A 24446-nucleotide genomic window follows, 5' to 3' on the forward strand; every position below is an offset into this window, starting at 1 on the left:
TCAGCCGCGAAGGACGAGGTCGTCCGCGACGTAGTAGAGCGCCACGTCGATCTGTGACAGCGGAATACCGTGCTTGGCGTGATAGGCGCGACGGTACAGCTCGAGCTGCACCATGCGCTCCTGACGTTCCCGCGCGTTCTTGGGGGGCACGCCGGTCTTCCAGTCGACGATCTCCACGCGGTCGCCGCGCCGGTACACGGCGTCGAGCTTGCAGATGATGACGTGGGGGCGACCGTCGGGCCCGGTCATGGTGAAGTCGATCTCGGTCTCCACCTCGATCGGCTCGAGGTCGGCCCACTCTGAGGCGAGGAAGCGCTCCTGCAGCCGTTCGAGGCCGGTCGATGCGGCGTCCGTCTCCTCGAGGTCGTCCCAGAGCGCACCGTCGAGGGACGCCGCACGCCCGGTGATCCCCGACCGTCGTTCGACCCACTCGTGGAACATCGTCCCGATCCGCGTCTGGCGATAGGGGCGCTCCGGGAGCGGCCGCGAGAGCACGTCGGTGGACCCGCCGTCCACCGCGACGAAATCCTTGAACCTCGATGCCGGAATACGCGTAGGGAGGGGGCCGGCACGGTGTCGTGCACGCGCGCGACGTTCCGCCAGCAGCATCCGCACCTCGTCGTCCGGGGTGACCGGAGGCGCATCCAGTGCCTCCCTCACCAGGCGCGCCGCCCCCTCGACCCGCTCTCGACGCGCCCCGAGCGGATCGATCGGCCACCGGAGGACTCTCCGGTCGCCGTCGAACGGATTGGATTCGAGATCGGGCTCGTCGATCTCGATGCCGAGCGCGTCGGCGATCTCGCGCAGGAACACCCCCGTGGGCCGCGGCCGTTTCGTTCCCGACCAGGGCGAGGCGGTCAACAACAGGTGCTCACGCGCGCGGGTGACGGCGACATAGGCCAGACGACGGTCCTCGTCGAGCTGCCGAGCGCGATGGGCGGCGATGAAGGCGTCGATCTCGCGTTTGAGGTCTTGCTGAGTGGGGGCGACATCCGCCCGCCAGGGCAAGGGCGGGAGCCATGCCGCATCGCCTCGGAACTTGTAGGGCAGAACCCCGAAGCCCAGCCACCCCTTGGTGTCCTTCGCGGCGGAGGGCAGTTCGTCGGTGACCATGCGAACGACGGCGACGGCGTCCCATTCCAGGCCCTTCGATCCGTGGATCGTCAGCAGCTGGACGACGTCGTCTTCAGGGGGCTCTGTCCGAGGCGCGAACTCGTCGACCTTCTCCGCGTGATCGAGCCAGGCCAGAAGGCTCGCCAACGACCCCGTGTCGTCGGCGGCGAGGAAGGCATGCACCTCGTCGAGGAAGGCCCGCAGCTGCGCGGAGGCGACCCGCATCGGTCCCCGTGTCTCGTTCGCGGCGAGTTCGATGTCCAGCAGCAGTTCCGCCTCGATCAGGCGGATGAGTTCGGGCAGGGGCGCGCCGGCGGCATGGCGGAGCCCCGCGAACACCGCGCCCGCCTCCTTCAGCCGCGCACGTCCTTCGGGCGTGAAGGCGGCCAGCCAGCCGTGATCCGAGGCGGAACGCACCACGAAATCTAACGCGTCGACCAGCGACGCGCGGTCCTCCCCCGCATCGCCGCGGACCCGCTCGGCGACGACATCGTCCAGCGGCTTCAGGGCGGCATCGTGGGTGGCGAGGCGCCGGGCGAGCTCGCTGAGCGCGCGCAGGTCGGCCAGCCCGATGCCCCACCGCGGACCCGCGAGGAGACGGATGAGGGAGGAGCCGGCGGTGGGGTCGCTGATGACGCGGAGGGCGCTGACCACATCGACCACCTCGGGGGTGGAGAGCAATCCGCCCAGGCCCAGGATGCGATGCGCGATACCTCGTCGCCCCAGGGCATCCCCGAAACGCACCATGTGCTTCTTGCTGCGGAAGAGGATGGCGCCGGTGGTGCCGAGGCCCGCGCGGCGCCGCTGGGAGCGCACCCGGCCGAACCACTCCGCGACCCGCTCGGTCTCGGCGTCGATGTCCGCCTCCACCGCGATCTCGATCGCGCCCTCCGGGGCGTCGGGCCGCGCGCGGAGCTCGGCTACGGCGACAGGAGAGCGCGGAGCGAGCGGAGCGAGGACGGCACCCGCGGCGCGCAGGACGTCACGGCTGTTGCGCCAGCTGGTCATCAGCGCGTAGGTGCCGCATCCCGCGTCACCCGAGAAGGCGGCGGAGAAACCACCCAGGTTGCCCGAACTCGCTCCGCGCCACCCGTAGATCGCCTGATGAGGGTCGCCCACCGCCATCACCCCGGTGCCGGCGAACAGCTCGGCCAGGAGGTCGGATTGGATCACCGAGGTGTCCTGATACTCATCGAGGAGGACGACCCGGAAGCGGTCGCGGAGCTCGACGGCCACGCTGGGGTGCTGTCGGATCACCTCCAGTGCCCCGGCCACCTGGTCGGAGAAGTCGATGACGCCGCGCCGGCGCTTGGCGTCGAGGTACTCCCGAGCGAGATCCGCCAGCAGAGCCAGAGCCGACACCCGGCTCTCGGCCTCGGCGACGTCTTTATAGACGGTGACGGAACCCTTGCTGGAGGGTCTATCCAGGACTCCGCGGAACCGCTCGGGGAACCGGCGCAGCTCATCGAAGTCGACGAGGTTGTCGGCTCCGTCGCGGGCGATGCGCAGCGCAGCATCGACGATGGTGCGCAGGGCCTCTGGACGATCCTCGAGCCGGGGGTCGTCGGAATCGAGGACCACTCGCCTCATCAGCAGCCAGGCTGCCGACTCCGACAGCACGGCGGTGTCGGTGTCGCGGCCGATGCGGACCGCGTGCTCGCGGACGATCTGGTCGGCGAAGCTGTTGTACGTCGCGATGACGGGCCGATCGAGAAGGTCGTCGCCCGCACCACCGCCTCCGCCGACTCCGGCACGCTCCGCGAGCGAGCGGAGGTAGCCCAGTCGGGTCGCCTCGTGCTGCGCATTGTCGGTGGCGAAGAACGTGAGCGCGCCGGAGGCGTGCAACTCGGGAAGAAGGGGAAGCAGCCCGGCGGCCTCGAACTCCCCGAGCCGGCGCAGGCGTCGCTGCACGCGCTCGGCCAGTTCCCCCGCCGCCTTCCGGGTGAAGGTCAGCCCGAGGACCTCGTCGCGACGCACGAAGCCGTTCGCGATGAGCCATACGACGCGACCGGCCATGGTCTCGGTCTTCCCGCTGCCGGCTCCCGCGACGACCAGCGCGGGACGCAGCGGCGACTCGATCACCGCCACCTGTTCGTCCGTGGGCGCGAACTGTCCGAGCGCAGCGGCGATCGCCGCGGCCGTCAGACGTGCCGGTCCCGCAACGGTCACGACGCGCTCACCGCCCCGATGGTATGGATCCGGCAGAGCCCGTGGCTGTGCTCGTCCCGGCAGTGCTCCTCGTAGGGGGCATGGAAGGACTCGCCGGTCATCACCGTGATCGCCGCGTGGACGCGGGAGAGAAAACCGGCTCGTCGATCGTCGTCGAAAGGCGGCTGCGTCGGGGTGACGAATTCTTTCTGGGACGTCGGCCGGAGCACGAGGAGCCGCGCGCCTCCGGAAGGCCGGCCCGCCGTCCCGGGGATGGAGCCGGCCTCGAAGGCCAGCTGATAGGCCGCCAGCTGAGGGTGATCGATGACTTTCGCATCCGTCTGCGGCTCGCTCTTCCCGGTCTTCAGGTCCACGATGACGACGCTGCCGTCAGCCAGGAGCTCGACGCGATCGATGTATCCCGACAGCACCGCGTGAGCCTTCGCTGCGTCTGCCACGCTGCCGTCCGACGACCCGCCCACGACGAGCCCGGCAGGGTCCGCGGGGTCGAGGATCAGCGGGATCTCGAAGTGGGGTTCGGCGTCGAGGAGTCTCCCCCCGTCGGCGTCGAACCGATCGAGATAGCGCGCCAGTCGCCGCACGAGGTCGCGCGCCCGGGCGCGCTCGGCACGCCCCTGCCACGACGCGTCGAACACCAACTCGTGCCAGCGCCGCTCGACCACCTCCCAGAGGGTGTCCTCGTCGGTGCCCGCAGTGGCGACCTCGAGCGCGGCGTGGATGATCGTCCCGACGCCCGCCGTCGTGCTCCCGGGGTCGCCCCCGAGCTCGCCGATGAGCCAGTTCAGTTCGCACTCCTCGAGAGTGTGCAGCCGGGACGGCGACACCCGCACCCGCTCGCGCGCCAGATCGCGCAACGGCCCGCTCGACGTCGGCGGACGCACCCCGTACCACTCCTCCGGTGACGCGCCCGGCACCTCCGCGGCCGCGAGCAAAGCCAACTGCCCGGCTGCGGCGCGCGCGCCGGCGGCATCGGCAAGGGCGTCAGGTGTGGTCAGGACGCGACGGTGGAGGGCGACGACACCCCGCAGGCTCAACGGGTGCGCCGACGACGCGGTGGGAACCTCGGGGTCGGGCAGAAGGTCGAAGAAGGCGCTCGGGCCACGATCGTCATCGTCGACGGCGGTGACCACCGTCCGCGACCGCGCGCGCGACAGCGCACGGGCGAAGAGGCGGAGTTCATCGTGAAGGGCCGCGCGTCGGCGATCCAGTCCCGCAGCGCCGGGGCCGGATCCTCCCCGATGCTGCGCGGCGTCGGCGAGCCGCCACGTCTCGAGCAGACTCCCGCGGTGACGGGTGTTCGGCCAGACCCCGTCCTGGACGCCCGCGACGACGACGGTGTCCACATCCAGGCCGAGTGCCGCCGCCGGCGTCAGCACCGCGACCACGTCGTGCGGGAGCGCGGCATCCAATCTGTCATCGGCCACCGCGCTGTCGAGGATGCCGCGGATGAAGGCGCGCGCATCCCCGTCGATCGAACGTTCGACGAAGCGCTTGGCCGCCTGGAAGAGCGCGACCATCGCGTCGAGGTCTCGGCCGGCCTGATCGGCGAGGGGACCGTGCCCCTTCGCCTGCTCCACCCACGCACGCTCCAGACGGCTGCGTTCCCACGCGGTCCACAGCAGCTCGTGGACGGTGGCTTTCTGCGAGACCTGTTCCCGAAGGCGCACGAGGGTGTCGGCCAGCACGGCGGCGCGGCGGGCCTCGCGGGTGTCGACCAGCTCCCACTCGAGGGGCCGGATCATCGCGGACAGCAGGAGATCGCGCCCCGACCTGTCGCCGCCGTCGGCGATCTCCCGATGCCGAAGCCCGGTACGCAGTCTCCGCAGCTCGATGGGGTCGAGCCGGCCGCACACCCCCTCCAGCGCGGCCGAGACATCATCGGCGGTCCACTCCTCGACAGGCTGGTGCGCTAATTCCACGAGCCGGAGGATGTCACGGACGGCGCGCACCTCCCCCAGCGCTCGGCCCGCCCCCTGCGAGCGCGCCGGGACCTCCCGCGCTCCCAGTTCGGCCTCGAGCGCGGCGACCTGGCGGCTGTCGTGGGCGATCACCGCCAACTCGTGCCACGGTACGCCGTCGAGCAGGTGGCGTTCGCGCAGGATCCGCGCGACGGCGTCGAACTCCTCCGCAGCGGACCTCAGCACGAGCGCGCGCACGGACGAGTCCTGCGCGGTGGGGTCGGGCGCGCGGCGGTGCGCCACGACCCCGACCGCACCGATCCGTTCGACGATGCGGCGTACGGTCTCGCGCTGCGCGCGGGTGCCGCGGTGGCCCTCCCCGAGCACGTGCACCGTCTTCAGCGAGGCGGCCAGCCGGGCGAAGTTCTCGGGCGACGCGCCCCGGAACGCACCCGCCCCGACGTCCGGGTCACCGAAGGCCAGCACGGCGACGCCCCGGGCGGCGCAGGCCTCCAGCAGTTCGATCGCACCGAGCGTGAGCTCCTGCGCGTCGTCGACGAGCAGGACGCGCACCCCGCCGACGGCCGCGCGCGCAGCCCCGGTGTCGCGTGCTCCGCGGACGATCCCGACCGCCTCCCGGACGAGGCCCGCAGCATCGCGATGCGCACCGCGCATCGCCGCCCGTACGTCGAGGTACTCCCGGAAGAAGGAGGCCAGCGGATGCCACACCTCGACCTCGTGCGTCGAGGCGAGGCGGTCGAGCGCCGCCGGCTCGACGCCCAGGGTGGTGCATTCGGCGAGGAACGTGCGCACCTCGGTGCGGAACCCCGCCGTCGCCCGGATCTCGGGCCCGAGCCACTCCGGCCAGCCGCGGGGGCGACCTGCCGCCTCGTCGTCGGCGTCGCCGTCGAGCAGGTCGCGCAGCAGCTGGTCATCATCGCCGCCGGTCAGCAGCTGCGGTGCCTCCCCACCGGAGGCCACCTCGGCGGCGCGCACGATCTGGAATGCAAACGACGGCACCGAACGGGCCGGAGCGCCCGAGGTCGCCCGGCCGGCGGCCAGCGACAGGCGGTCGCGCAGAAGCGTCGCGGTCTGCCGGGTGGGCGTGAGGACGAGGACCTCATCGGGGTCGGACCCCTCGTCCACCAGTCGGCGGAACCGCTCGATGACGGCGCGGGTCTTGCCCGATCCCGGGGCGCCCACCACCACGCCCGAGGCCTCTGCAGGCAGCCCCACCACCGCCGACTGATCCGCATCCAGAAGGGGGGCGGCGCCGCCGTCGACCCGCACGTCGCCCGGTCCGGGGAGCAGCGCGGGAAGGTCGGTCGAGGTCACCCTTCGACGCTAACCCGGGGCTCCGACAACCACCGTCACCACACCGACGAGGCGTTCGCCCAGAGCGTTGCCGACCGCGCTCTCCCCCTCAGCCGGTGTCGTAGAGTTGCCATGCGCTCGAGGTCCGAGCGCGAGAGGAAGGCAGACACGTGGAGATCCGTATCGGTATCGCGAACACCGGCCGCGAGCTCAACTTCGAAACGAGCGAGTCGGCGGCGGACGTGAAGGCGTCGGTGGCAGCCGCGCTCGATGCCGGCGCGACCCACGTGAGCTTCGCCGACAACAAGGGCAACACATACATCGTGCCCACCGCGGGGCTCGCCTACATCGAGGTCGGGACCGAGGAGTCCCGCCGCGTCGGTTTCGTCGCCTGAGGACCCGCCCGTGCAGATCCTCCTGGCCTTCATCGCCGGCGCCGCGGTCGGGGTCGCGATCCACTTCCTGATGCGGGGACGCGACAGCCGCGGAGTGGTGCTCGCCCCGGTGATCGGCGCGGCCGCGTCGGGGATCGTCTGGTCGGCATTGACCTGGTCGGGCGTGGGGATCGACAATCCGTGGATCTGGCTGAGCGCCCTCGTCGCTCCGGCCGTCGTGACCGCGCCGATCGTGGCCCTGCTCGCTCGTGCTCGCGTCGCCGCCGACCGGCGGGAACGCGACCGGCTCGGCATCGCCTGAGCGGCAGCCCGACGTTCAGCGGGTGCGGGCTCAGGCAGCGAGGCCCGTGTCCTCCATGCGCCGTGAGTGCGCCGCCATGAGCGCCGTGAACACCGGTTCGACCCGCTTCTCATCGGAGGCGGCGAGGGTCGTCGGACGCAGGGCGGCGCGCGCGATCAGGAGGGTGTCGCCCACGAGGCGCCGGCCCCACATCGCCAGCAGGGAACGCCACTCCGGGTCGCTCTGGATCGTCTCGACGACCAGGTCGACGATCGCCTGGCGGTCATCGTCGGCGCGGAGGATGCGTGCGACCCGCCGTCCCGTCTCGCCGTAGCTCGCTGAGAGCGCGAGATAGAAATCGTCGAGCATGCCGGCGGTGATGTGCACCGAGAGCATCGTCTCCTCGGGCCTGACCCCGTGAGTGGCACGGCGGAAGGCGTCGAGCGGCTCCCGGAACGGCAGCATGAGCGAGGTGGGGTCCTCGCCGCGCTCGCGGATGAGCGCGACCAGCTCCTCGTGCTTGGTCAGCGCCGCGCCCGCGGCCCGCGAGAGCGACTCCTTCTCGGCCAGCGACGGGGTCATGGCGATCAACTCGGAGAGTGTCTCGAAGAAGCCGAGCTGCAGGTAGGCCGCCTGCCCCAGGAAAGTGTTGACGTCGGGGGCCAGCTCGGCGAAATCCACGCGCCGCGCGTCGCCGAAATCGCCGCGCGACCGCAACGACAGGGTCCGAGCGGTGCCGCGCTGCCGTCGCCAGAACCAGTTCACCACGCACGTCACCTTACCGTCGCGGCTCGCCGCCGAGAGGCCTTCGGCGGGCTCCCTGCCGTCGCCGGGTATCCTGGGACGCGTTCCGGCATCGGATCGGAACCCCCGCGCCTGCGGTCGACGAAGGGCGTGGATCCATCACGCGGCCCGCCCGCCCCATTCGGGCCCCTTCGACAGACAGGCATGACATCGTGACGACTTTCGCCGAACTCGGCGTCGATCAGGACATCGTCGACGCGCTCTCCGCGCGCGGCATCATCGACTCGTTCCCCATCCAGGAGCAGACCATCCCCCTCGGCCTCCCCGGCCAGGACATCATCGGACAGGCCAAGACGGGCACCGGCAAGACCTTCGGCTTCGGCATTCCCGTCGTGCAGCGTCTGGGGCTCGATCCCGCTCCGGGCGTGAAGGCCCTGATCGTCGTCCCGACCCGTGAGCTGGCGGTGCAGGTCTACGAGGACATCGACATGCTGACGCAGAACCGCTCGACCTCGGTCGTGGCGATCTACGGCGGGAAGGCCTACGAGGGCCAGATCGAGCAGCTGCAGGCGGGCGCGCAGATCGTCGTGGGAACTCCGGGGCGGTTGATCGATCTCGCCGGTCAGCGCCTTCTCGATCTCTCCGGCGCGACCGAGGTCGTCCTCGACGAAGCCGACAAGATGCTCGACCTGGGCTTCCTCCCCGACATCGAGAAGATCTTCCAGAAGCTGCCCGCCGTGCGCCATACCCAGCTCTTCTCGGCCACGATGCCGGGGCCCATCGTGACCCTCGCACGGCGCTTCATGTCCAATCCCATCCACATCCGGGCCAACGACCCCGACGAGGGTCTCACCCAGGCCAACATCAACCACCTCGTGTACCGGGCGCACTCGCTGGACAAGGACGAGGTCATCGCCCGCATCCTGCAGGCGGAGGGACGCGGCAAGACCGTCATCTTCACCCGCACCAAGCGCGCCGCCCAGAGGCTCGTCGACGAGCTCGGCGACCGCGGGTTCTCGGTGGTCGCGGTGCACGGCGACATGAGCCAGGAGGCCCGGGAGAGGTCGATGGCGGCGTTCAAGGCGGGGAAGAAGGAGATCCTGATCGCCACCGATGTGGCTGCCCGCGGCATCGACGTCGACGACGTCACCCACGTCATCAATCACACGATCCCCGACGATGAGAAGACGTACCTGCATCGCGCGGGCCGCACCGGCCGCGCCGGCAAGACCGGCATCGCCGTCACTTTCGTCGACTGGGAGGACCTGCACAAGTGGGCGCTGATCAATCGTGCCCTGGAGTTCGGCCAGCCCGAGCCTCGTGAGACGTACTCCTCCAGCCCTCACCTCTTCGAGGATCTGGGCATCCCCGCGGGAGTGCGCGGCCGGCTCACCAGCGCGCCGCGCGCCGAGACGGCGAAGGCCTCCGGCGCCGCGTCCGATCGGTCGGGTCGCTCCGATGCACCCCGACGACGTCGCCGGCGCAGCGAGGGCACGACGACCTCCGACGCCGCGAGCGTGGTGGCCGAGCACGGTGCCGAACACGCTGCCGAGCCCGGCGGCCAGGGCACGCACGACGGCAGCGGCAAGGAGCACCACGACGGCAACGCCGCGCCCGCGCGCCGTCGGCGCCGCCGCCGGGCGCCGCGCACCGGCGGCGCACCGACGGTGGGCTGACACCGTTCCCACGGCGGCGCCGCTCGAGCGATATGGTGAGCGTGACGACGCAGAACGCGGCGCCTCACCTCGCTACGAAAGGCACGACCGTGCGCTTCACCGATGTCATCGAGTACCAGGGATTCTGGGGATCGTTCTGGGACCTCATCTGGTGGTTCCTGTGGGCCTTCGCCTTCATCGCCTACCTGTTCGCACTGTTCGCGATCATCGGCGACCTCTTCCGCGACCACAAGATGAAGGGCTGGGCCAAAGCGATCTGGATCGTCTTCCTGATCTTCGTCCCCTTCCTCACGGCCCTTGTCTATCTGATCGCGCGCGGCGGCGGCATGGCCGAGCGCAGCGCCGCCCAGGTGCGCGCCATGCAGAAGGCACAGGACGACTACATCAAGTCCGTCGCCGGCACCTCGGCGCACCCGAGCCCGGCCGATGAGATCGCCAAGGCGAAGGCGCTGCTGGATGCGGGGACCATCACGCCCGAGGAATACGAGCGCCTGAAGGCCCGCGTCATCTCCTGACGGCCGGGCAGTCGCGGCTCCGTCCGGACTCAGGCCAGGGCGGGGCCGCTTCCTCTCCCGAGCGCGATGATCCTCTCGATCATCACGGTCTCGGTGCTGTTCTCTCCCGGGACATTGGGCTTCCCCTCCCCGTGGTAGTCGCTGGAACCGGTGACAATGAGGTCTCGCTCCTCCGCGATGCGACGCAGCTGCCGCACCTGGTCGGCGATGTTCTCCCGGTGGCGCAGCTCCAGGCCCGCGAGCCCCGCGTCGAGCATCCGCTGCATCACCCCGTGCGGCAGCATGCCGCGTCCGGCGGGGTGCGCCACCACGGCCACACCTCCCGCCCCGGTGATCCGCTCGACAGCGGTGACCGGATCGGGCGCGAAGAGCGCGACGTAGTAATCGCCTCCGGGGTGGAGGATGCGCGAGAACGCTTCGGTGCGGTCGCGCACGTAGCCGCGTGCGATGAGGGCGTCGGCGATGTGCGGGCGACCCACCGTGGCACCGTCGGCGGTCTGGGCGAGGATGTCGCTCCAATCCAGATCGAAGTCGGCGCTGATGCGCTCGGCCATCTCCTGCGCGCGGTCCATCCGCGAGGACCGGATGCGATCGGTGAGGGAGCGCAGCTGCGCGTCCTCCGGATCGAAGAGGTAGGCCAGGATGTGGACGCTCCGCCACTGATACTTCGCCGACAGCTCCATCCCGGGCAGGAACGTCAGCCCCAGCGCCGCCGCGGCGTCGGCGGCCTCACTCCAGCCCGCCGTCGTGTCGTGGTCCGTCAGCGCGGCCGTCTGCATCCCGTGCCGGTGAGCGGCGGCCATCACCTCGGCCGGGGTCTCGGTGCCGTCGGAGTAGACGGAGTGGAGGTGCAGATCCCCCGGGCCCTGGGGTCCGACAGATCGGTGCATCCTCCCACGCTACCGTCGGCCGCGGGGCACCGGCCGCGAAGACGCCGTCGGCGCCGGGCAGACGGATCTTTCAGACTCGTCGCATAGTGTCGCGATGTGCTTCGCCTGGTCGGGATCCTGCTTGCCGTGGTCGCGGCGATCGTGGCGGCGGTCCTGACGTGGCCGTCGTTCTTCCGGCTCGATCGCACCTTCCCGGTGGCGCAGATCGTCTCCTTCCGCCCCCTTCTGGTCGTGGCGTTCGCCGCCGCGGCGATCCTGTTCCTCATCCTGGCGATGATCAGGCCGTTGCGGGCTCTCGCCCTGACCCTCGCCCTCATCTGCGTCGCGGCATCGGCGGCGAGCCTCACCACCGTTCTCGGCCGGGGCATCGGCACCGAGACGCTCCCGGAGAAGGGCGAGGCCAGCATCCGGGTCATGACGTGGAACACCGCCGGGGAGGCGACGACGGCCGAGAGCATCGCGCGGGTCGCCGTGGCGATGGATGCCGACGTCGTCACCCTCCCCGAAACCACCATCGAGACCGGTGAGCAGGTCGCGATCGCCATGCGAGAGCTCGGGCACCCGATGTGGGCGCACCACACCGAGTACTTCCCGGGCAAGGGCTGGGACGCGCACTCCACCACGCTCCTCATCACTCCCGAGCTCGGCGACTACAGCGTCATCGAGTCGTCTGTCAACGGCACGACGAACACCTCCACACTGCCGAGCGCGGTGGCGATGCCGGTCGACGGCGAGGGCCCGATCGTCGTGGCCGCGCACGCCGTGGCGCCGCGCCAGGAGTACATGGACCAGTGGCGCACCGACCTGCAGTGGCTGGCCGATCAGTGCGCGGATCAGAATGTGATCATGGCCGGCGACTTCAACGCCACGCTGGATCACATGGGCGGGTTGGGCGTCGACGGCGGCGACATGGGACGGTGCCGTGACGTCGCCAGTCGCACCGGCAACGGCTCGGTGGGAACGTGGTCCACCTCGGTGCCGGCGCTGCTCGGAGCGAGCATCGATCACGTCATGGTCTCCGCGCAGTGGACGCCGACGGCATCGGTGGTGCTGCGGACCATGGACGACTCCGGCAGCGACCACCGTCCCCTGATCGTTCAGCTCGAGCCTGCCGGTTGATTCCCGGTCGGATGACGCGGCGGAATGCGACACTGGAGGGATGAGCTCCTCCGGCGACACCTCCGCGAACACCACCACCAATCGCCGTCAGCCCTTCCCCCAGGGCTTCCTCGACAGCATCTCCTCCGGGTGGGCCGAGCGGCCCGACTCCCTTCCGCCGCGCCGGCCCCAGGCGCAGTACGCCGCGCAGCGGCGCGAGCGGCTGTCGGCCGCCTTCCCCGGTCGCCGCCTGGTGATCCCGGCCGGGGAGATGAAGCAGCGCAGCAACGACACCGACTTCCCCTTCCGCGCCCACTCGGCGTTCTCTCACCTGACCGGCTGGGGCTCGGACGCCGAGCCGGGAGCGGTGCTGGTGATGGATCCCCTTCCCGAGGGCGGCCACGGCGCCACCCTGTACTTCCGTGAACGCGCCGACCGCACGACACCGGAGTTCTACGCCGACGCCTCGATCGGCGAGTTCTGGATCGGACCGCGGCCCGCCCTCGCGGGGGTCGCCGCGGACCTGGGCGTGCAGACCCGCCACCTGGACGACTTCGCCGCCGCCGACGGAGACCTGCTGCTCGACGTCGACGCCGAGCTGACCCGGGCGGTCTCCGAGCTCCGCCTGGTCAAGGACGCCTTCGAGGTGGAGCAGATGCGTCTGGCCGTGGAGGTGACCGCGCGCGGGTTCGACGACATCGTGGCCGAGCTTCCCCGCGTTCTGGCGCACCCGCGCGGGGAGCGCGTCGTGGAGGGAGTGTTCCACCTGCGCGCACGCACCGACGGCAACGGCGAGGGCTACGACACGATCGCGGCGTCCGGTCCTCACGCCTGCTACCTCCACTGGACCCGCAACGACGGAACCGTCGCGCCCGGCGACCTCATCCTCATCGACGCCGGAGTCGAGGTCGACAGCCTCTACACCGCCGACATCACCCGCACGATCCCGGTGAGCGGACGTTTCACCGACGTTCAGCGACGGGTGTACGAGACCGTCCGCGAGGCTGCCGACGCCGCCTTCGCCGCGGCGCGCCCCGGGGTGACGTTCCGCTCCGTCCACGAAGCGGCGATGCGGGTGATCGCCCAGCGCACCGCCGAGTGGGGGCTTCTCCCGGTGACGGCCGACGAAGCCCTCGACGCCGATCGCGGCGGCCAGCACCGCCGGTACATGGTGCACGGCACCAGCCACCACCTCGGGATCGACGTGCACGATTGCGCTCAGGCGCGTCGCGAGATGTACTACGACGGCATCCTCGAGCCGGGCATGGTCTTCACGATCGAACCGGGTCTGTACTTCCAGATCGATGACCTCACCGTTCCCGAGGAGTATCGCGGGATCGGCGTCCGCATCGAAGACGACGTGCTCATGACCGCGGACGGACCGGAGAACCTGTCGGCCTCGATCCCGCGGACCGCCGACGAGGTCGAGGCATGGGTCGCCCGGCACGCCTCGACCGCTCCGACCACGTTGTGAGCTTCACCCCTCCTCCCGCGTTCACCACCCGGCCGACGCTGGCGGGCACGTTCGGGATGTCGGCCTCCACGCACTGGATCGCCACCGCCTCAGCGCAGTCCGTGCTCGAGCGCGGCGGCAACGCCTTCGACGCGGCGGCGGCCGGCGCGTTCGTGCTGCACGTGGTCGAACCGCACCTGAACGGGCCTGGCGGCGATCTGGTCGGGGTCTTCGCCACCACTGACGACCCGACCCCCGTCGTGCTGATGGGCCAAGGCCCGGCACCGGCACGCGCCGACATCGCCCACTACACCGCCGAGGGACTCGATCTCGTGCCCGGGGCGGGCGGCTTGGCCGCCGCGGTCCCCGGAGCCGTCGACGCCTGGTTCGTCCTGCTGCGCGACCACGGCACATGGGAGCTGTCCGAGGTGCTCGCGTATGCGATCGGTTACGCCCGCGACGGTCATCCGCTGGTCGCACAGGCCGCCGCCACGATCGCACGGGTCGCCGAGCTCTTCCGCGACGATTGGAAGAGCTCGGCCGACCTGTGGATGCCGGCAGGCGTGCCTCCGCGCGCGGGAGAGGTGGTGCGCAATCCCGCCTACGCGTCGGTGCTCGAGGGGCTGGTGCGCGCCGCGGGGAGCGTGCGAGAGGAGGGCCCAGGCGGTCGCGCGGCGCGTATCGACGCCGCGCGTCGCGAATGGCGGGAGGGCTTCGTCGCCGCCGAGGCCACGGCATTCCTGCGGGCACCCCACCGGCACTCCGGCGGAGGCATGCACGCCGCCGTCATCGAGGCATCCGATTTCGCGACCTTCGACGCCGGGTACGAACCGGCCCTCACGCGCGAGTTCCGCGGCGTGACCGTCGCCAAAGCGGGCGCGTGGACGCAGGGTCCGGCACTGCTTCAGACTCTGGCCCTCCTCGAACCCCTCGCCGACGATCAACTCGATCCGTCCGTCGAAAGCGGTGCGCACACGATCCTGGAAGCCCAGAAGCTCGCCTACGCCGACCGCGAAGCCTGGTTCGGCGACGCCTCCGACGCCGAAGCGATCACCGCCCTGTTCGACCAGGACTACCTCGCCGCGCGCCGGGACCTCATCGGCGAGGAGGCGGCCACGACGTTCCGCCCCGGGCGGCCCAGCGGCGCCGAGCAGCCCTGGACGCCGCCCCTGCGGACCACCTACGGTCACGCGGGAGGCGCAGGGACCGGTGAGCCCACCGTCGACCGCCGGGGTCAGACCCGGGGCGACACCTGTCACATCGACGTCGCCGACCGCTGGGGCAACATCATCTCAGTGACGCCCTCCGGTGGGTGGCTGCAGTCCTCCCCCACGATTCCCGCCCTGGGATTCTGCCTGGGCACGCGGCTCCAGATGACCTGGCTCGAGCCCGGCCGCCCCTCCTCCCTCGAGCCCGGTCGACGCCCACGGACCACCCTGACCCCCACCCTGACGCTCCGCGACGGACGGCCCTGGTTCGCCATGGGCTCACCCGGCGGCGACCAGCAGGACCAGTGGCAGCTGCTCGCCCTTCTGCGCATGATCGTCGGCGGCTACGGCGCGCAAGAGGCCATCGACGCCCCTGCGCTGCATTCCACCGCCCTGCCCGAGTCGTTCTGGCCGCGCACCTGGACGCCCGCCGGGGCCGTGGTCGAGGATCGGCTCGGCGAGGTCGTGATCGGCGGTCTCGAGCGACGCGGTCACGTCGTCACCCGCGCCGGGGACTGGTCGCTCGGACGTGTCTCGGCCGTGGGCCGCGAGGAGCCGGACGGCTCCGGCGCGGCTCTGCTGTGGGCCGCGGCCAACCCCCGGGGGATGCAGGGTTACGCCGCCGGGCGCTGAGGGAAGCGCTGTCGCAACCACCCTGCGATCGTGTCGCCGAGCTCGCCGCCGATCGCCTGCGAAGGGCGTCGCCGCCCAGCGATCTCGAAGGAGTGATCGCCCCCGGGAACCCAGGTGAGGGTCGCGTCGCGGCATCCGGCGACGACGCGTTCCAGGGCATCGGCGGGCTGCACGAAGGGGTCGCGCGTGCCCGACAGGAAGAGCTGAGGCTGTGAGATGGCGGGAAGGTGGTCGGCGCGCTCCTTCTCGGGTTCACCGGGCGGATGGAGGGGGTAGCCGAGGTAGACCAGCGCGGCGGGTTCGATCACTTTCGTCGCGGCAGCCAGGGACGCCATCCGTCCGCCGTAGGACTTCCCCGCGGCGAAGACCGGCACTCCCGGGCACCACCCCCTGAGCGCCGCCATCGCCGCAGCCCAGGTCGTCGTCGCGTGCGCGACCGGACCCGGCAGACGACGGCCGGCCTCGCGGTAGGGGAAGGCGAAGCGCAGGACGCCGAGACCGTGACGCGCCAGAACCTCCGCGACGCCGTTGAGGAAGGGATGCTCGGGCCCCGCCCCCGCCCCGTGAGCCAGCGCCACCCCGCCCCAGGGGGCGTCGGGAAGCGACACGAAGGCCGACACCCCCGCGATGCCGCCGGGAAGGTCGACGTCGATGCGTTCGTCGCGCGTGAGCGTCATCTCGGCTCGGACGCGGAGCCCTTGTCATCGTCCTGTCCGGACGACGCGGGAGGCGTCACGCGTTCGCCGTACCGCGGGGGCTCGGCGCTTCCCGCCGGAGTCGGAGCCGCGGGGGGGACCGGGACGGCATCGGCCGGGACCTCCGGCTCGGCGGGCGCGCTGGCACGGTGACCCAGGACACCGCGCGCCTTCGCGGCGTCGGAAGCACTGACGGTGACGTCGTAGCGCTCGGCGACCACCTGCATGACCGAAGCGAAATCACGACGGCGGCGAACCAGCGAATAGGTGATGAGACTCAGCAGCATGCCGATCGCGATGCCGACGAACAGCACGCCCACGAACGCCTGGATCGGGACCGACGGCGACCCGAGGACGAGGATCGCGGAGAACAGCATGCCCAGGAGCAGACCGTTGATGGCGCCCGATCGTGCCGCCTCGGCGTATCCCAGCCTCCCGGTGACCCGTTCGACCGAGCGGAGGTCGTGACCGACGATCGCGATGTCACGGGCGGGGATCTCCGCCGCAATCAGGGTGGACACGGCCTTCTGCGCTGCTTCGTACGTCGGGAAGCTCGCGATCGCCTGGCCCGGCTCCCCCACGCCCTGCGGCAGACGCCCCCCACCCATCATGCTCATCTCATCATCCTCCCACGCGCGACTACGCTTGACCCGTGAGCACGCAGAGGGTTTTCGTCGCGCGGCTGGCGGGGTGCTCCGTCTTCGACCCCACAGGCGATCGCCTCGGCAAGGTGCGCGATGTCGTGGTGATCTACCGCAAGGACGACCCGCCCCGCGTCATCGGACTCGTCGTGGAGATCCCGGGGCGGCGCAACGTCTTCCTCTCCATCAATCGGGTCACCTCCATCGCCACCGGGCAGGTGATCACGACCGGACTGATGAACGTGCGCAAGTTCCAGCAGCGCGGCGGGGAGGTGCGGGTCATGTCTGAGATGCTGGGCCGGAAAGTGCACTTCCGCGACGGATCGGGTCACGCAGTGATCGAGGATGTCGCGATCGAACGTGATCGCCTGGGCGAGTGGGACGTCGGCCAGCTGTTCCTTCGCAAGCCCAAGACGAGCGCCTCGCCGTTCGCGAAGGGACCGACCACGTTCGCCTCGTGGGCCGACGTCCACGAGGGTCACACCCCCGGCGAGGCGCAGTCCGCCGAGCAGCTGGTGGCGACCTACTCGGAGCTGCGGCCCGCCGATCTCGCCAACACGCTCCTCGACCTCCCCGACGACCGCCTCCTCGAGGTCGCCGAGGAGCTCTCCGACGAGCGTCTGGCCGACGCACTGGAGGAGATGCCCGAGGACGAGCAGGTCCACATCCTCGAGCAGCTGGGCGATGAGCGCGCCGCCCACATCCTCGACGCGATGGAGCCCGACGACGCTGCCGACCTCCTCGGGCAGCTGCCCGAGGAGCGTTCGGAGGAGCTGCTCGAACTGATGGAGCCGGAGGAGGCCGAAGACGTCCGAGAGCTGCTGAAGTACCTCCCCGATTCCGCGGGAGGTCTGATGACCAGTGAGCCGATCGTGCTGTCCGCCGACGCGACCGTCGCCGAAGCCCTCGCCCTCATCCGCCGCCATGAGCTGCATCCGGCCCTCGCCGCCGCGGTCTTCGTCACCCTGCCGCCCTATGAGACACCGACGGGAAGGCTGCTGGGAACGGTGCATTTCCAGAGGATGCTGCGCTATCCGCCGCACGAGAGGCTCGGCACGATCATCGACGACACCCTCGACCCCGTCCCGGTGACCGCCTCCGCGGCCGAGGTCGCCCGCATGCTCGCCAGCTACGACCTCGTCTCGCTGCCGGTGGTCGATCGGGCCCACCGGCTCGTGGGAGCGGTGAGCGTCGATGACGTCCTGGACTACCTCCTTCCCGAGGACTGGCGATCGCACGACGGCGACGACCTCTCCCACGCACCGGGGAGGCGCTGATGGCGCGCGTCAGCCGCAGCGCGGTGTCGTTGGATGCTCCTCGCGGACGGTCCGGGGTGCTCAGTCGTACCCCGCAACCCTCTCGTGACCGGTTCGGGCGCTTCACCGAGTGGATCGCCCGCAACATGGGAACGCCGGTGTTCCTGCTCGGACTCACGCTGTTCTGCGTGAGCTGGATCGCCTGGAACACCCTCATGCCCATCTGGCTGCGTTTCGACTCGGCCGAATTCGGGTTCACCGCGTTGACCCTCGTCCTCTCGCTCCAGGCCTCCTACGCCGCGCCCCTCATCCTGCTCGCGCAGAACCGGCAGGACGACCGCGATCGCGTGCAGATCGAGCAGGACCGTCAGCGCGCCGAGCGCAACCTCGCCGACACCGAGTACCTCGCGCGCGAGATCGTCGCGCTGCGGATGGCGCTGCGCGACTTCTCCGACGAGGTGGTCACGAAGGACAGTCTCCGCAGTGAGCTGCGGACGCTGCTGGAGGACCTGGACCGGCGACGAGACACCATCGGCGAGCGGCCGTGACCGACGCCGCGCTGACCTCGGCCGTCGCCGCCGCCGTCGGCGCGGTGACCGACCCCGAACTCCGACGCCCACTCTCCGAACTGCAGATGGTCACAGGCGTCCGCACCCATCGCGGCGTCGCCCACGTCGACATCGCGCTGACGATCGTCGGCTGCCCCGCGTCGGACCGCATCGAAGCCGACGTCCGCCGCGCCGCGGCATCCGTCCCCGGCATCCGCGACGTCGACGTCACCCTCGGCGTCATGACCCCCGAGGAGCGCGCCGCGCTCACCGAGCGCCTTCGCGGAGGGCGCGCGCGTCGCGAGATGCCCTTCGGACCCGGATCCCTGACCCGCGTGATCGCCGTCACCAGCGGGAAAGGCGGCGTGGGCAAGTCGACGCTCACCGCGAATCTCGCCGTCGCCCTCGCGGCATCCGGCCTGTCTGTGGGCCTCGTCGACGCCGACGTGCACGGCTTCTCGATCCCCGGGCTGCTGGGTCTGGTCGCGGGCGACGGATCCGTCCCGCAGCCCACCCGGATCGACGACCTCATGATCCCGCCGATCGCGCACGGTGTGAAGGTCGTCTCGATCGGGATGTTCCTGCGCCGCGGCTCGGATGACGCTCCGCTCGGCGCGGTCGCGTGGCGTGGACCGATGCTGCACCGCACGGTTCAGCAGTTCCTCACCGACGTGTGGTTCGGCGACCTCGACATCCTGCTGCTGGACATGCCGCCGGGCACCGGCGACATCGCCATCTCGGTGGGTCAGCTCCTTCCCGACGCCGAAGTGCTGGTGACCACCACGCCGCAGTCGGCGGCCGCCGATGTCGCCATCCGCAGCGGACTGGTCGCCCGGCAGACCGGTCAGCGGGTCGTGGGCGTGGTCGAGACCATGGCGCCGATGGCGCTCCCCGACGGAACCACGCTCGACCTCTTCGGCACCGGAGGCGGAGCGGCCGTCGCGCGGGCGCTGTCGACACCCGACGAGGCGGTCGACCTCCTCGCCTCGATCCCGTTGAGTCCCACTCTGCGCGCAGACGGCGACGCGGGGACACCGGTCGTCCTCTCGCACCCCGACGACCCGGCAGCGCGGGCGGTCCGCGACCTCGCCGCGCGTCTCGCGCGCTCCCCGCGGGGCTTGTCGGGCCGCACGCTCCCCCTCCGCCCCCGTTGAGACCGCCGCCCCGACGGCAGCGTCAGGTGGCCTCGCTGTCGAAGGGCGGCTGCTCACCCGCGGTGAGGGAGGTCTTGCGCACGGGCGCGGCTTCCATCGCCGTCACCACCGAGGCGGCCTGCGCGGCTCGGACGGTGGCCACGGGTGCGTCATCGAGGAGCGCCTCCCGGATGATGCGCCGCGGATCGTATTGGCGGGGATCCAGCGAACGCCAGTCGACGTCGTCGAAATCCGAGCCCATCTCGTCCCGCACGCGCGTCTTGGCCCCCTGGAGGAAGTCGCGGGTGCGCCGGGTGAACCGGGCCAGCGACTCGGCGTAGCGCGGCAGTCGTTCGGGCCCGATGAGCAGGGCGGCGATCACACCGATCAGCAGCAGCTTCTCGATCGTGATGCCGAAGAACATGCGTCCAGATTACCGCCGCGCCTGGAGAGTCAGCCCCGAGGATCACCGTAGGCTGAGGCAGCAGGCCGGCAGGAAGGACGAGCGCATGGGCGAGCACGACGCGAACCACCGTTTCGCCGACGAAGCGACTCCCGAACCCGACCACATCGCCCGTGCGAGGGCGCACGCGCTCGAGCTCGGCGCCGCACCGATCAGCGCCGCCGTCGGCGCTCAGTGCGCGCTCATCGCCGCGTCCTCCCGCGCCCTGAACATCGTCGAGATCGGCACCGGCGGTGGCGTCTCCGGCCTGTGGCTCCTCCACGGGTCACCGCGCGCGACCCTCACGACGATCGACAACGAACCCGAGCACCTGGGGGCGGCCCGTCAGGCCTTCGCCGACGCGCGGATCCCTGCCGCCCGCGCACGCTTCATCACCGGTCGCGCCTCCGAGGTGCTCCCCCGCATGAACGAGGCCTCCTACGACATCGTCCTCATCGACGCCGATCCCGACGGCGTCCTGGAGTACGTCGAGCACGGACTGCGCCTGGCTCGCATCGGGGGCACCGTGCTCGTGCCCCGGGTCCTTCGCGGCGGGGCGGTCGCCGATCCTGTGCGCCGCGACGCCGTGACCACCGCCTACCGGTCGCTCATCCAGGAGACCCTCGCCTCATCGGCCGTGATCGGTGCGCTCTCCATCGTCGGCGAGAGCCTCCTGCAGCTCACCACCGTCGGCGCGGAGGCCTGACGCAGAAACGACCGGTCCGAAGACCGGTCGTTCTGTGTGAAGAGTCTGTGGTGCGGGCTCAGGCGCCGACGACCTCGCCGAGGACGTCGTAGAGCTCTTTCGCTTCCGCGTCATTGACGGAGACCACCAGACGGCCACCGCCTTCGAGCGGAACGCGCACGATGATGAGGCGTCCTTCCTTCACGGCCTCCATCGGCCCATCCCCGGTTCGCGGCTTCATGGCTGCCATCGCGGCTCCCTTTCGTCGTCGGTATATCGGTCAAGTTTATCGGGTGCACCACGTGCCGCGGCATCACCCCGAGGCCGGGCCGGGGATTGTTCAGGGGATCTGCCAGAACGAGGTCCCGAGCCCGTACATGTTCCAGATCCACCACCACTGACCGAGGACGCACAGCACCAGGACCGATCCCCGCCAGATCGGATCCCGGGGTGCGGCGAACGCCCCCCAGAGGGGCGAGAGGGGGAAGAGCAACCGGAAGACGCTCGACTGCGGGAAGAAGACCGCCAGGAGGTACACCAGGTAGCTCAGCGTCCAGAGCCGCACCTCGATCCCCAGGCGCGCGACGTGGGGCTCGAACAGCACCAGGCCGCCGACCACGACGATTCCGAGCCCCAGGGCGACGAACCCGAGCCACGCGGGCAGTCCCCACACCTCGAACCAGAACTGCGCAGCCTGCACCCATCCTTCGAACGGGACGAAACCGCCGGTGTCGCCCACCCACACCCGCCGCCAGGCCAGTTCGGTGTCCAGGTATGCGGTGGAATCGGCGGTGACGAGGCCGGCGATGAACGTCCACGAGAACCCGGTGATCGTCGCCAGCGCCCCGAGCGCGAGAATGTGCACGACCTCCCGCCCGCGCAGCTGCTCCCTCCGCCGCTGGGTGAACCGCCAGATCCCCCACAGCCCGAACAGCAACGCCACCGCCAGCACGCCAGGGCGGGTGTACGCCATCAGCACCACGGCCGGATAGAGCCAGCCGTACCGACGCGTCTGCAGACACCGCAGGATCCACAGCAGAAGAAGGAGGAACAGCGTCTCGGCATAGGCGACCTGGAACATCGCCGCAAGAGGAGCGGACGCGAAGAAGGCTACGGCCCACATGGCCGCGATCCGCCCGATGCGCTCGCGCAGGAGCATCCAGAGCAGGACGCAGCAGCCGTAGCCGGCGGCGAGGGCGACGAGGACCCCGCCGGCCCCCCACGCCCCCAGGGGCACCCCCACCGCCCGCGCCAGCAGCGGGAAGACGGGCATGAACGCCCAGGCGTTCTCTCCCACGGTGCCCTGGGCGTCACGGGGCAGGTCGGCGGGGTACCCCTCGACGGCGATCAGCCAGTACCACTGCGCGTCCCAGCCGACGATGTAGTCGGCGAGGCTGGCGCCGGGGCCGAAGCGGCTCCCCGCCGGCGCCCACGCCGAGGTGTGGAGGAAAAGCCCCGTGGTCACCCCACGCGCAGCGATGTAGAGGACGAGGATGAGCAGCGCGGGATGGCGGAACAGCACCGCGCCGGCGCGCCCTGCGGTGAGCGAGGCGGTCAGTCCGCCAGCCACGCCCGGAGCCCGCGCTCGACGTCCTCGATCTGCGCGAGCGCGACCCGCTCCTCGTCATGGTGGGCCAGGTGCGGATCACCGGGACCGTAGTTCACCGCGGGCACCCCGAGCGCCGAGAAGCGCGCGACGTCGGTCCAGCCGTACTTGGGGCGGGGTTCTCCGCCGACGGCGTCGACGAACTCCTGCGCGAGCGGCGCATCGAGCCCCGGCCGGGCGCCCTCGGCGAGATCGACGACCTCGACCTCGAAGCCCGCGAAGACGTCGCGGACGTGTCGCTCGGCCTCTTCGCCGCTGCGGCTCGGGGCGAAGCGGTAGTTCACTTCGATCTCGCAGGCGTCGGGGATGACGTTGCCGGCGATGCCGCCGTGGATTCGAACGGCGTTCAATCCTTCGCGGTAGACCAGACCGTCGACGCTGACATCATGCGGACGGTATTCGGCGAGCCGGATCAGCGCCGGCGCAGCGGCGTGGATGGCGTTGACCCCCACCCAGGCACGCGCGCTGTGGGCACGCACGCCCGAGGTGCGCACGATGGCGCGGAGATTGCCGTTGCAGCCGCCTTCGACGGTTCCGTTGGAGGGTTCACCGAGGATCGCGAAGTCGCCGGCGAAGAGATCGGGACGCGTCCGGGCGAGGCGGGTCAGTCCGTTGAGGTCGGCGTCGACCTCCTCGTGGTCGTACCACATCCACGTCAGGTCGACGCGGGGCGCGGTCAACTCGGCGGCGAGTTTGAGCTGCACCGCGACGCCCGCCTTCATGTCGACCGTCCCCCGGCCCCAGAGGTACGCCTCGCCGTCGATGTCGACGTCGCGCGTGGGGAGATTGGCATTGATCGGCACCGTGTCGATGTGCCCGGCGATCACGACCCGCTGGGCGCGCCCGAGATCCGTCCGGGCCACGATGGTGTCGCCGTCACGATAGATCTCCAGGTGAGGGAGCTCTGTGATCGCCGCGAAGATCGCGTCGGCCAGCGGTGTCTCCTCACCGGAGACGCTGGGGATGTCGCAGATGGTCCGGGTGAGGTCCACGGATGACGCGGACAGATCTATCGCGGGCACGCCCTGGAGTCTACCCAGCACGCGCGCTGCCGATCGTCTGGGCGGCGGCTGCGGTTCGCTACCGTGGGGGTATGAGTGAAGACCGCTGGGTGTGGGGCGTAGGGCTCTCGACGATCGCCGAGAACGGCACGGCTCTGGATGCCTGGTTCCCCGAACCGCGGATCGGCCGCCTTCCGACCGGCTTCGATCCGGCGCTGCCCCCGTCGGACATCGAGCGTCACGCCGTTCCCGACCCCCGTCGCGCCGTCGACATCGAGGTCGTCGCCATCGAGATCGATTTCGACCACCCTCCCACCTCCACCGCCGACGCGTACCTCCGCCTGCACGCGCTGTCGCACCGCCTCGTCGCGCCCAATGAGCTGAACCTCGACGGCATCTTCGGCCGGCTTCCGAATGTCGCCTGGACGACCGCCGGACCCATGCATCCCGACGACCTGACACGGCTTCGACCGTTCCTGACCCGCGAGGGGATCCAGGTCCAGGGTCTGGACAAGTTCCCGCGTCTGCTCGACTACGTCACACCGTCCGGGGTCCGCATCGCCGACGCGTCGAGAGTGCGTCTGGGGGCGCACCTCTCACCCGGCACCACGGTCATGCACGAGGGCTTCGTCAACTTCAACGCCGGAACCCTCGGCGCATCGATGGTCGAGGGCCGGATCTCCCAGGGCGTGATCGTCGGCGACGGCAGCGACATCGGAGGGGGCGCCTCGATCATGGGTACCCTGTCGGGCGGCGGTTCGCACCGCATCTCCATCGGCCGACGCACGCTCCTGGGGGCCAACGCCGGCATCGGCATCTCACTCGGCGACGACTGCGTCGTCGAAGCGGGCCTCTACGTCACCGCGGGCACCAAGGTCGCGCTCGCTGACGAGTCTGCGCGCGCCGACGGAACACGACCCCTCGTGAAGGGCGCTGAGCTGTCGGGGCGCGACGGTCTGCTGTTCCGTCGCAACTCGCTCACCGGCGCCGTCGAGGCGGTGCGCCGGCCCGGCGTGGGCGTCACGCTCAACGAGTCGCTGCACGTGTAAGGAG

The 24446-nt window shown here is 70.8% G+C and carries 22 protein-coding genes; 12 read left to right on the forward strand and 10 right to left on the reverse strand.

Annotated features, from left to right (window positions below; all coding sequences use genetic code 11):
• Together HDC37_RS10580 and HDC37_RS10585 are read right to left on the reverse strand one after the other, a co-directional pair.
• Positions 1–3282: an ATP-dependent DNA helicase gene (locus tag HDC37_RS10580; RefSeq protein ID WP_308472175.1), complete on the reverse strand. Its 3282-nt coding sequence runs from the start codon at positions 3280–3282 to the stop codon at positions 1–3.
• On the reverse strand, positions 3279–6515 hold the full coding sequence (locus HDC37_RS10585) for a PD-(D/E)XK nuclease family protein (RefSeq protein ID WP_308472176.1): 3237 nt from the start codon (positions 6513–6515) through the stop codon (positions 3279–3281). Before HDC37_RS10585 ends, HDC37_RS10580 begins: the two co-directional genes overlap by 4 nt.
• 149 nt (positions 6516–6664) lie before the next feature.
• Here HDC37_RS10585 and HDC37_RS10590 point away from each other — a divergent pair, with 149 nt between their 5' ends.
• Positions 6665–6889 carry a DUF3107 domain-containing protein gene (locus HDC37_RS10590; protein ID WP_179560355.1) on the forward strand — a complete coding sequence of 75 codons (225 nt, stop codon included), beginning with the start codon at positions 6665–6667 and terminating at the stop codon, positions 6887–6889.
• 10 nt (positions 6890–6899) lie between these two features.
• Positions 6900–7190: a hypothetical protein gene (locus tag HDC37_RS10595; RefSeq protein ID WP_179560356.1), complete on the forward strand. Its 291-nt coding sequence runs from the start codon at positions 6900–6902 to the stop codon at positions 7188–7190.
• 30 nt (positions 7191–7220) lie between these two features.
• Here the strand turns inward: HDC37_RS10595 and HDC37_RS10600 are convergent, their stop codons facing one another.
• Positions 7221–7937: a ferritin-like fold-containing protein gene (locus HDC37_RS10600; protein WP_179560357.1), complete on the reverse strand. Its 717-nt coding sequence runs from the start codon at positions 7935–7937 to the stop codon at positions 7221–7223.
• 188 nt (positions 7938–8125) lie between these two features.
• Between HDC37_RS10600 and HDC37_RS10605 the strand changes: the two genes are divergently transcribed.
• On the forward strand, positions 8126–9589 hold the full coding sequence (locus HDC37_RS10605; protein WP_179560358.1) for a DEAD/DEAH box helicase: 1464 nt from the start codon (positions 8126–8128) through the stop codon (positions 9587–9589).
• A gap of 107 nt (positions 9590–9696) precedes the next feature.
• Positions 9697–10104: an SHOCT domain-containing protein gene (locus tag HDC37_RS10610; RefSeq protein ID WP_308472187.1), complete on the forward strand. Its 408-nt coding sequence runs from the start codon at positions 9697–9699 to the stop codon at positions 10102–10104.
• A 29-nt stretch (positions 10105–10133) separates the two neighbouring features.
• Here HDC37_RS10610 and HDC37_RS10615 read toward each other — a convergent pair whose 3' ends face one another.
• Positions 10134–10994: a PHP domain-containing protein gene (locus tag HDC37_RS10615; protein WP_179560360.1), complete on the reverse strand. Its 861-nt coding sequence runs from the start codon at positions 10992–10994 to the stop codon at positions 10134–10136.
• Positions 10995–11090: 96 nt separating this feature from the next.
• Here HDC37_RS10615 and HDC37_RS10620 point away from each other — a divergent pair, with 96 nt between their 5' ends.
• The 3 genes from HDC37_RS10620 to HDC37_RS10630 are packed head-to-tail and all read left to right on the forward strand — an operon-like array spanning position 11091 to position 15386.
• On the forward strand, positions 11091–12113 hold the full coding sequence (locus HDC37_RS10620; protein WP_179560361.1) for an endonuclease/exonuclease/phosphatase family protein: 1023 nt from the start codon (positions 11091–11093) through the stop codon (positions 12111–12113).
• Between the two features lie 40 nt (positions 12114–12153).
• Entirely contained in the window at positions 12154–13566 is a 1413-nt protein-coding gene (locus HDC37_RS10625; protein WP_179560362.1) for an aminopeptidase P family protein, read from the forward strand.
• Entirely contained in the window at positions 13524–15386 is a 1863-nt protein-coding gene (locus HDC37_RS10630) for a gamma-glutamyltransferase family protein (protein ID WP_257021431.1), read from the forward strand. Before HDC37_RS10625 ends, HDC37_RS10630 begins: the two co-directional genes overlap by 43 nt.
• Here the strand turns inward: HDC37_RS10630 and HDC37_RS10635 are convergent.
• Both HDC37_RS10635 and HDC37_RS10640 read right to left on the reverse strand, forming a co-directional pair.
• Complete coding sequence (locus HDC37_RS10635) at positions 15368–16063, reverse strand: alpha/beta family hydrolase (RefSeq protein WP_179560363.1); 696 nt, start codon at positions 16061–16063, stop codon at positions 15368–15370. The genes HDC37_RS10630 and HDC37_RS10635 overlap by 19 nt on opposite strands.
• The gene (locus tag HDC37_RS10640) at positions 16060–16698 is read right to left on the reverse strand and encodes a general stress protein (protein ID WP_257021432.1); all 639 of its coding nucleotides are present in this window, start codon (positions 16696–16698) and stop codon (positions 16060–16062) included. The genes HDC37_RS10635 and HDC37_RS10640 overlap by 4 nt, the downstream gene beginning before the upstream one ends.
• A gap of 35 nt (positions 16699–16733) precedes the next feature.
• Between HDC37_RS10640 and HDC37_RS10645 the strand changes: the two genes are divergently transcribed.
• From HDC37_RS10645 to HDC37_RS10655, 3 genes are read left to right on the forward strand one after another with little or no spacing between them, the layout of a single operon-like run.
• The gene (locus HDC37_RS10645; RefSeq protein ID WP_179560364.1) at positions 16734–17999 is read left to right on the forward strand and encodes a magnesium transporter MgtE N-terminal domain-containing protein; all 1266 of its coding nucleotides are present in this window, start codon (positions 16734–16736) and stop codon (positions 17997–17999) included.
• Positions 17999–18526: a DUF1003 domain-containing protein gene (locus HDC37_RS10650; RefSeq protein WP_179560365.1), complete on the forward strand. Its 528-nt coding sequence runs from the start codon at positions 17999–18001 to the stop codon at positions 18524–18526. The genes HDC37_RS10645 and HDC37_RS10650 overlap by 1 nt, the downstream gene beginning before the upstream one ends.
• Positions 18523–19680 carry a P-loop NTPase gene (locus tag HDC37_RS10655; protein WP_308472177.1) on the forward strand — a complete coding sequence of 386 codons (1158 nt, stop codon included), beginning with the start codon at positions 18523–18525 and terminating at the stop codon, positions 19678–19680. Before HDC37_RS10650 ends, HDC37_RS10655 begins: the two co-directional genes overlap by 4 nt.
• 22 nt (positions 19681–19702) lie before the next feature.
• On the opposite strand, the gene HDC37_RS10660 is transcribed toward HDC37_RS10655, so the two are convergent.
• The gene (locus HDC37_RS10660) at positions 19703–20083 is read right to left on the reverse strand and encodes a Sec-independent protein translocase TatB (protein ID WP_179560366.1); all 381 of its coding nucleotides are present in this window, start codon (positions 20081–20083) and stop codon (positions 19703–19705) included.
• A gap of 85 nt (positions 20084–20168) precedes the next feature.
• On the opposite strand from HDC37_RS10660, the gene HDC37_RS10665 reads away from it, so the two are divergent.
• The gene (locus tag HDC37_RS10665) at positions 20169–20807 is read left to right on the forward strand and encodes an O-methyltransferase (RefSeq protein WP_179560367.1); all 639 of its coding nucleotides are present in this window, start codon (positions 20169–20171) and stop codon (positions 20805–20807) included.
• 58 nt (positions 20808–20865) lie between these two features.
• Here the strand turns inward: HDC37_RS10665 and HDC37_RS10670 are convergent, their stop codons facing one another.
• The 3 genes from HDC37_RS10670 to dapE all read right to left on the reverse strand — a co-directional run bounded on the left by HDC37_RS10670 (position 20866) and on the right by dapE (position 23414).
• Entirely contained in the window at positions 20866–21036 is a 171-nt protein-coding gene (locus tag HDC37_RS10670) for a DUF3117 domain-containing protein (RefSeq protein WP_124293549.1), read from the reverse strand.
• A 90-nt stretch (positions 21037–21126) separates the two neighbouring features.
• A complete protein-coding gene (locus HDC37_RS10675; RefSeq protein WP_308472178.1) occupies positions 21127–22356 on the reverse strand; it encodes a hypothetical protein in 1230 nt (409 codons plus the stop codon).
• Complete coding sequence (gene dapE, locus HDC37_RS10680; RefSeq protein ID WP_179560368.1) at positions 22341–23414, reverse strand: succinyl-diaminopimelate desuccinylase; 1074 nt, start codon at positions 23412–23414, stop codon at positions 22341–22343. Before dapE ends, HDC37_RS10675 begins: the two co-directional genes overlap by 16 nt.
• Positions 23415–23485: 71 nt before the next feature.
• Between dapE and dapD the strand changes: the two genes are divergently transcribed.
• Entirely contained in the window at positions 23486–24442 is a 957-nt protein-coding gene (gene dapD / locus HDC37_RS10685; protein ID WP_179560369.1) for a 2,3,4,5-tetrahydropyridine-2,6-dicarboxylate N-succinyltransferase, read from the forward strand.
• Positions 24443–24446 lie beyond the last annotated feature (4 nt).

The sequence above is a fragment of the Microbacterium sp. AK009 genome, assembly GCF_013410955.1.
Taxonomy (GTDB): domain Bacteria; phylum Actinomycetota; class Actinomycetes; order Actinomycetales; family Microbacteriaceae; genus Microbacterium.

Bases quoted from the DNA above. Each gene is read 5' to 3' on its own strand.
- HDC37_RS10635 (WP_179560363.1), bottom strand. From the start codon at position 16,063: ATGACGCTCACGCGCGACGAACGCATCGACGTCGACCTTCCCGGCGGC.
- HDC37_RS10625 (WP_179560362.1), top strand. From the start codon at position 12,154: ATGAGCTCCTCCGGCGACACCTCCGCGAACACCACCACCAATCGCCGT.
- HDC37_RS10670 (WP_124293549.1), bottom strand. From the start codon at position 21,036: ATGGCAGCCATGAAGCCGCGAACCGGGGATGGGCCGATGGAGGCCGTG.
- dapD (WP_179560369.1), top strand. From the start codon at position 23,486: ATGAGTGAAGACCGCTGGGTGTGGGGCGTAGGGCTCTCGACGATCGCC.
- HDC37_RS10660 (WP_179560366.1), bottom strand. From the start codon at position 20,083: ATGTTCTTCGGCATCACGATCGAGAAGCTGCTGCTGATCGGTGTGATC.
- HDC37_RS10630 (WP_257021431.1), top strand. From the start codon at position 13,524: ATGGGTCGCCCGGCACGCCTCGACCGCTCCGACCACGTTGTGAGCTTC.
- HDC37_RS10640 (WP_257021432.1), bottom strand. From the start codon at position 16,698: ATGAGCATGATGGGTGGGGGGCGTCTGCCGCAGGGCGTGGGGGAGCCG.
- HDC37_RS10665 (WP_179560367.1), top strand. From the start codon at position 20,169: ATGGGCGAGCACGACGCGAACCACCGTTTCGCCGACGAAGCGACTCCC.
- HDC37_RS10615 (WP_179560360.1), bottom strand. From the start codon at position 10,994: ATGCACCGATCTGTCGGACCCCAGGGCCCGGGGGATCTGCACCTCCAC.
- HDC37_RS10650 (WP_179560365.1), top strand. From the start codon at position 17,999: ATGGCGCGCGTCAGCCGCAGCGCGGTGTCGTTGGATGCTCCTCGCGGA.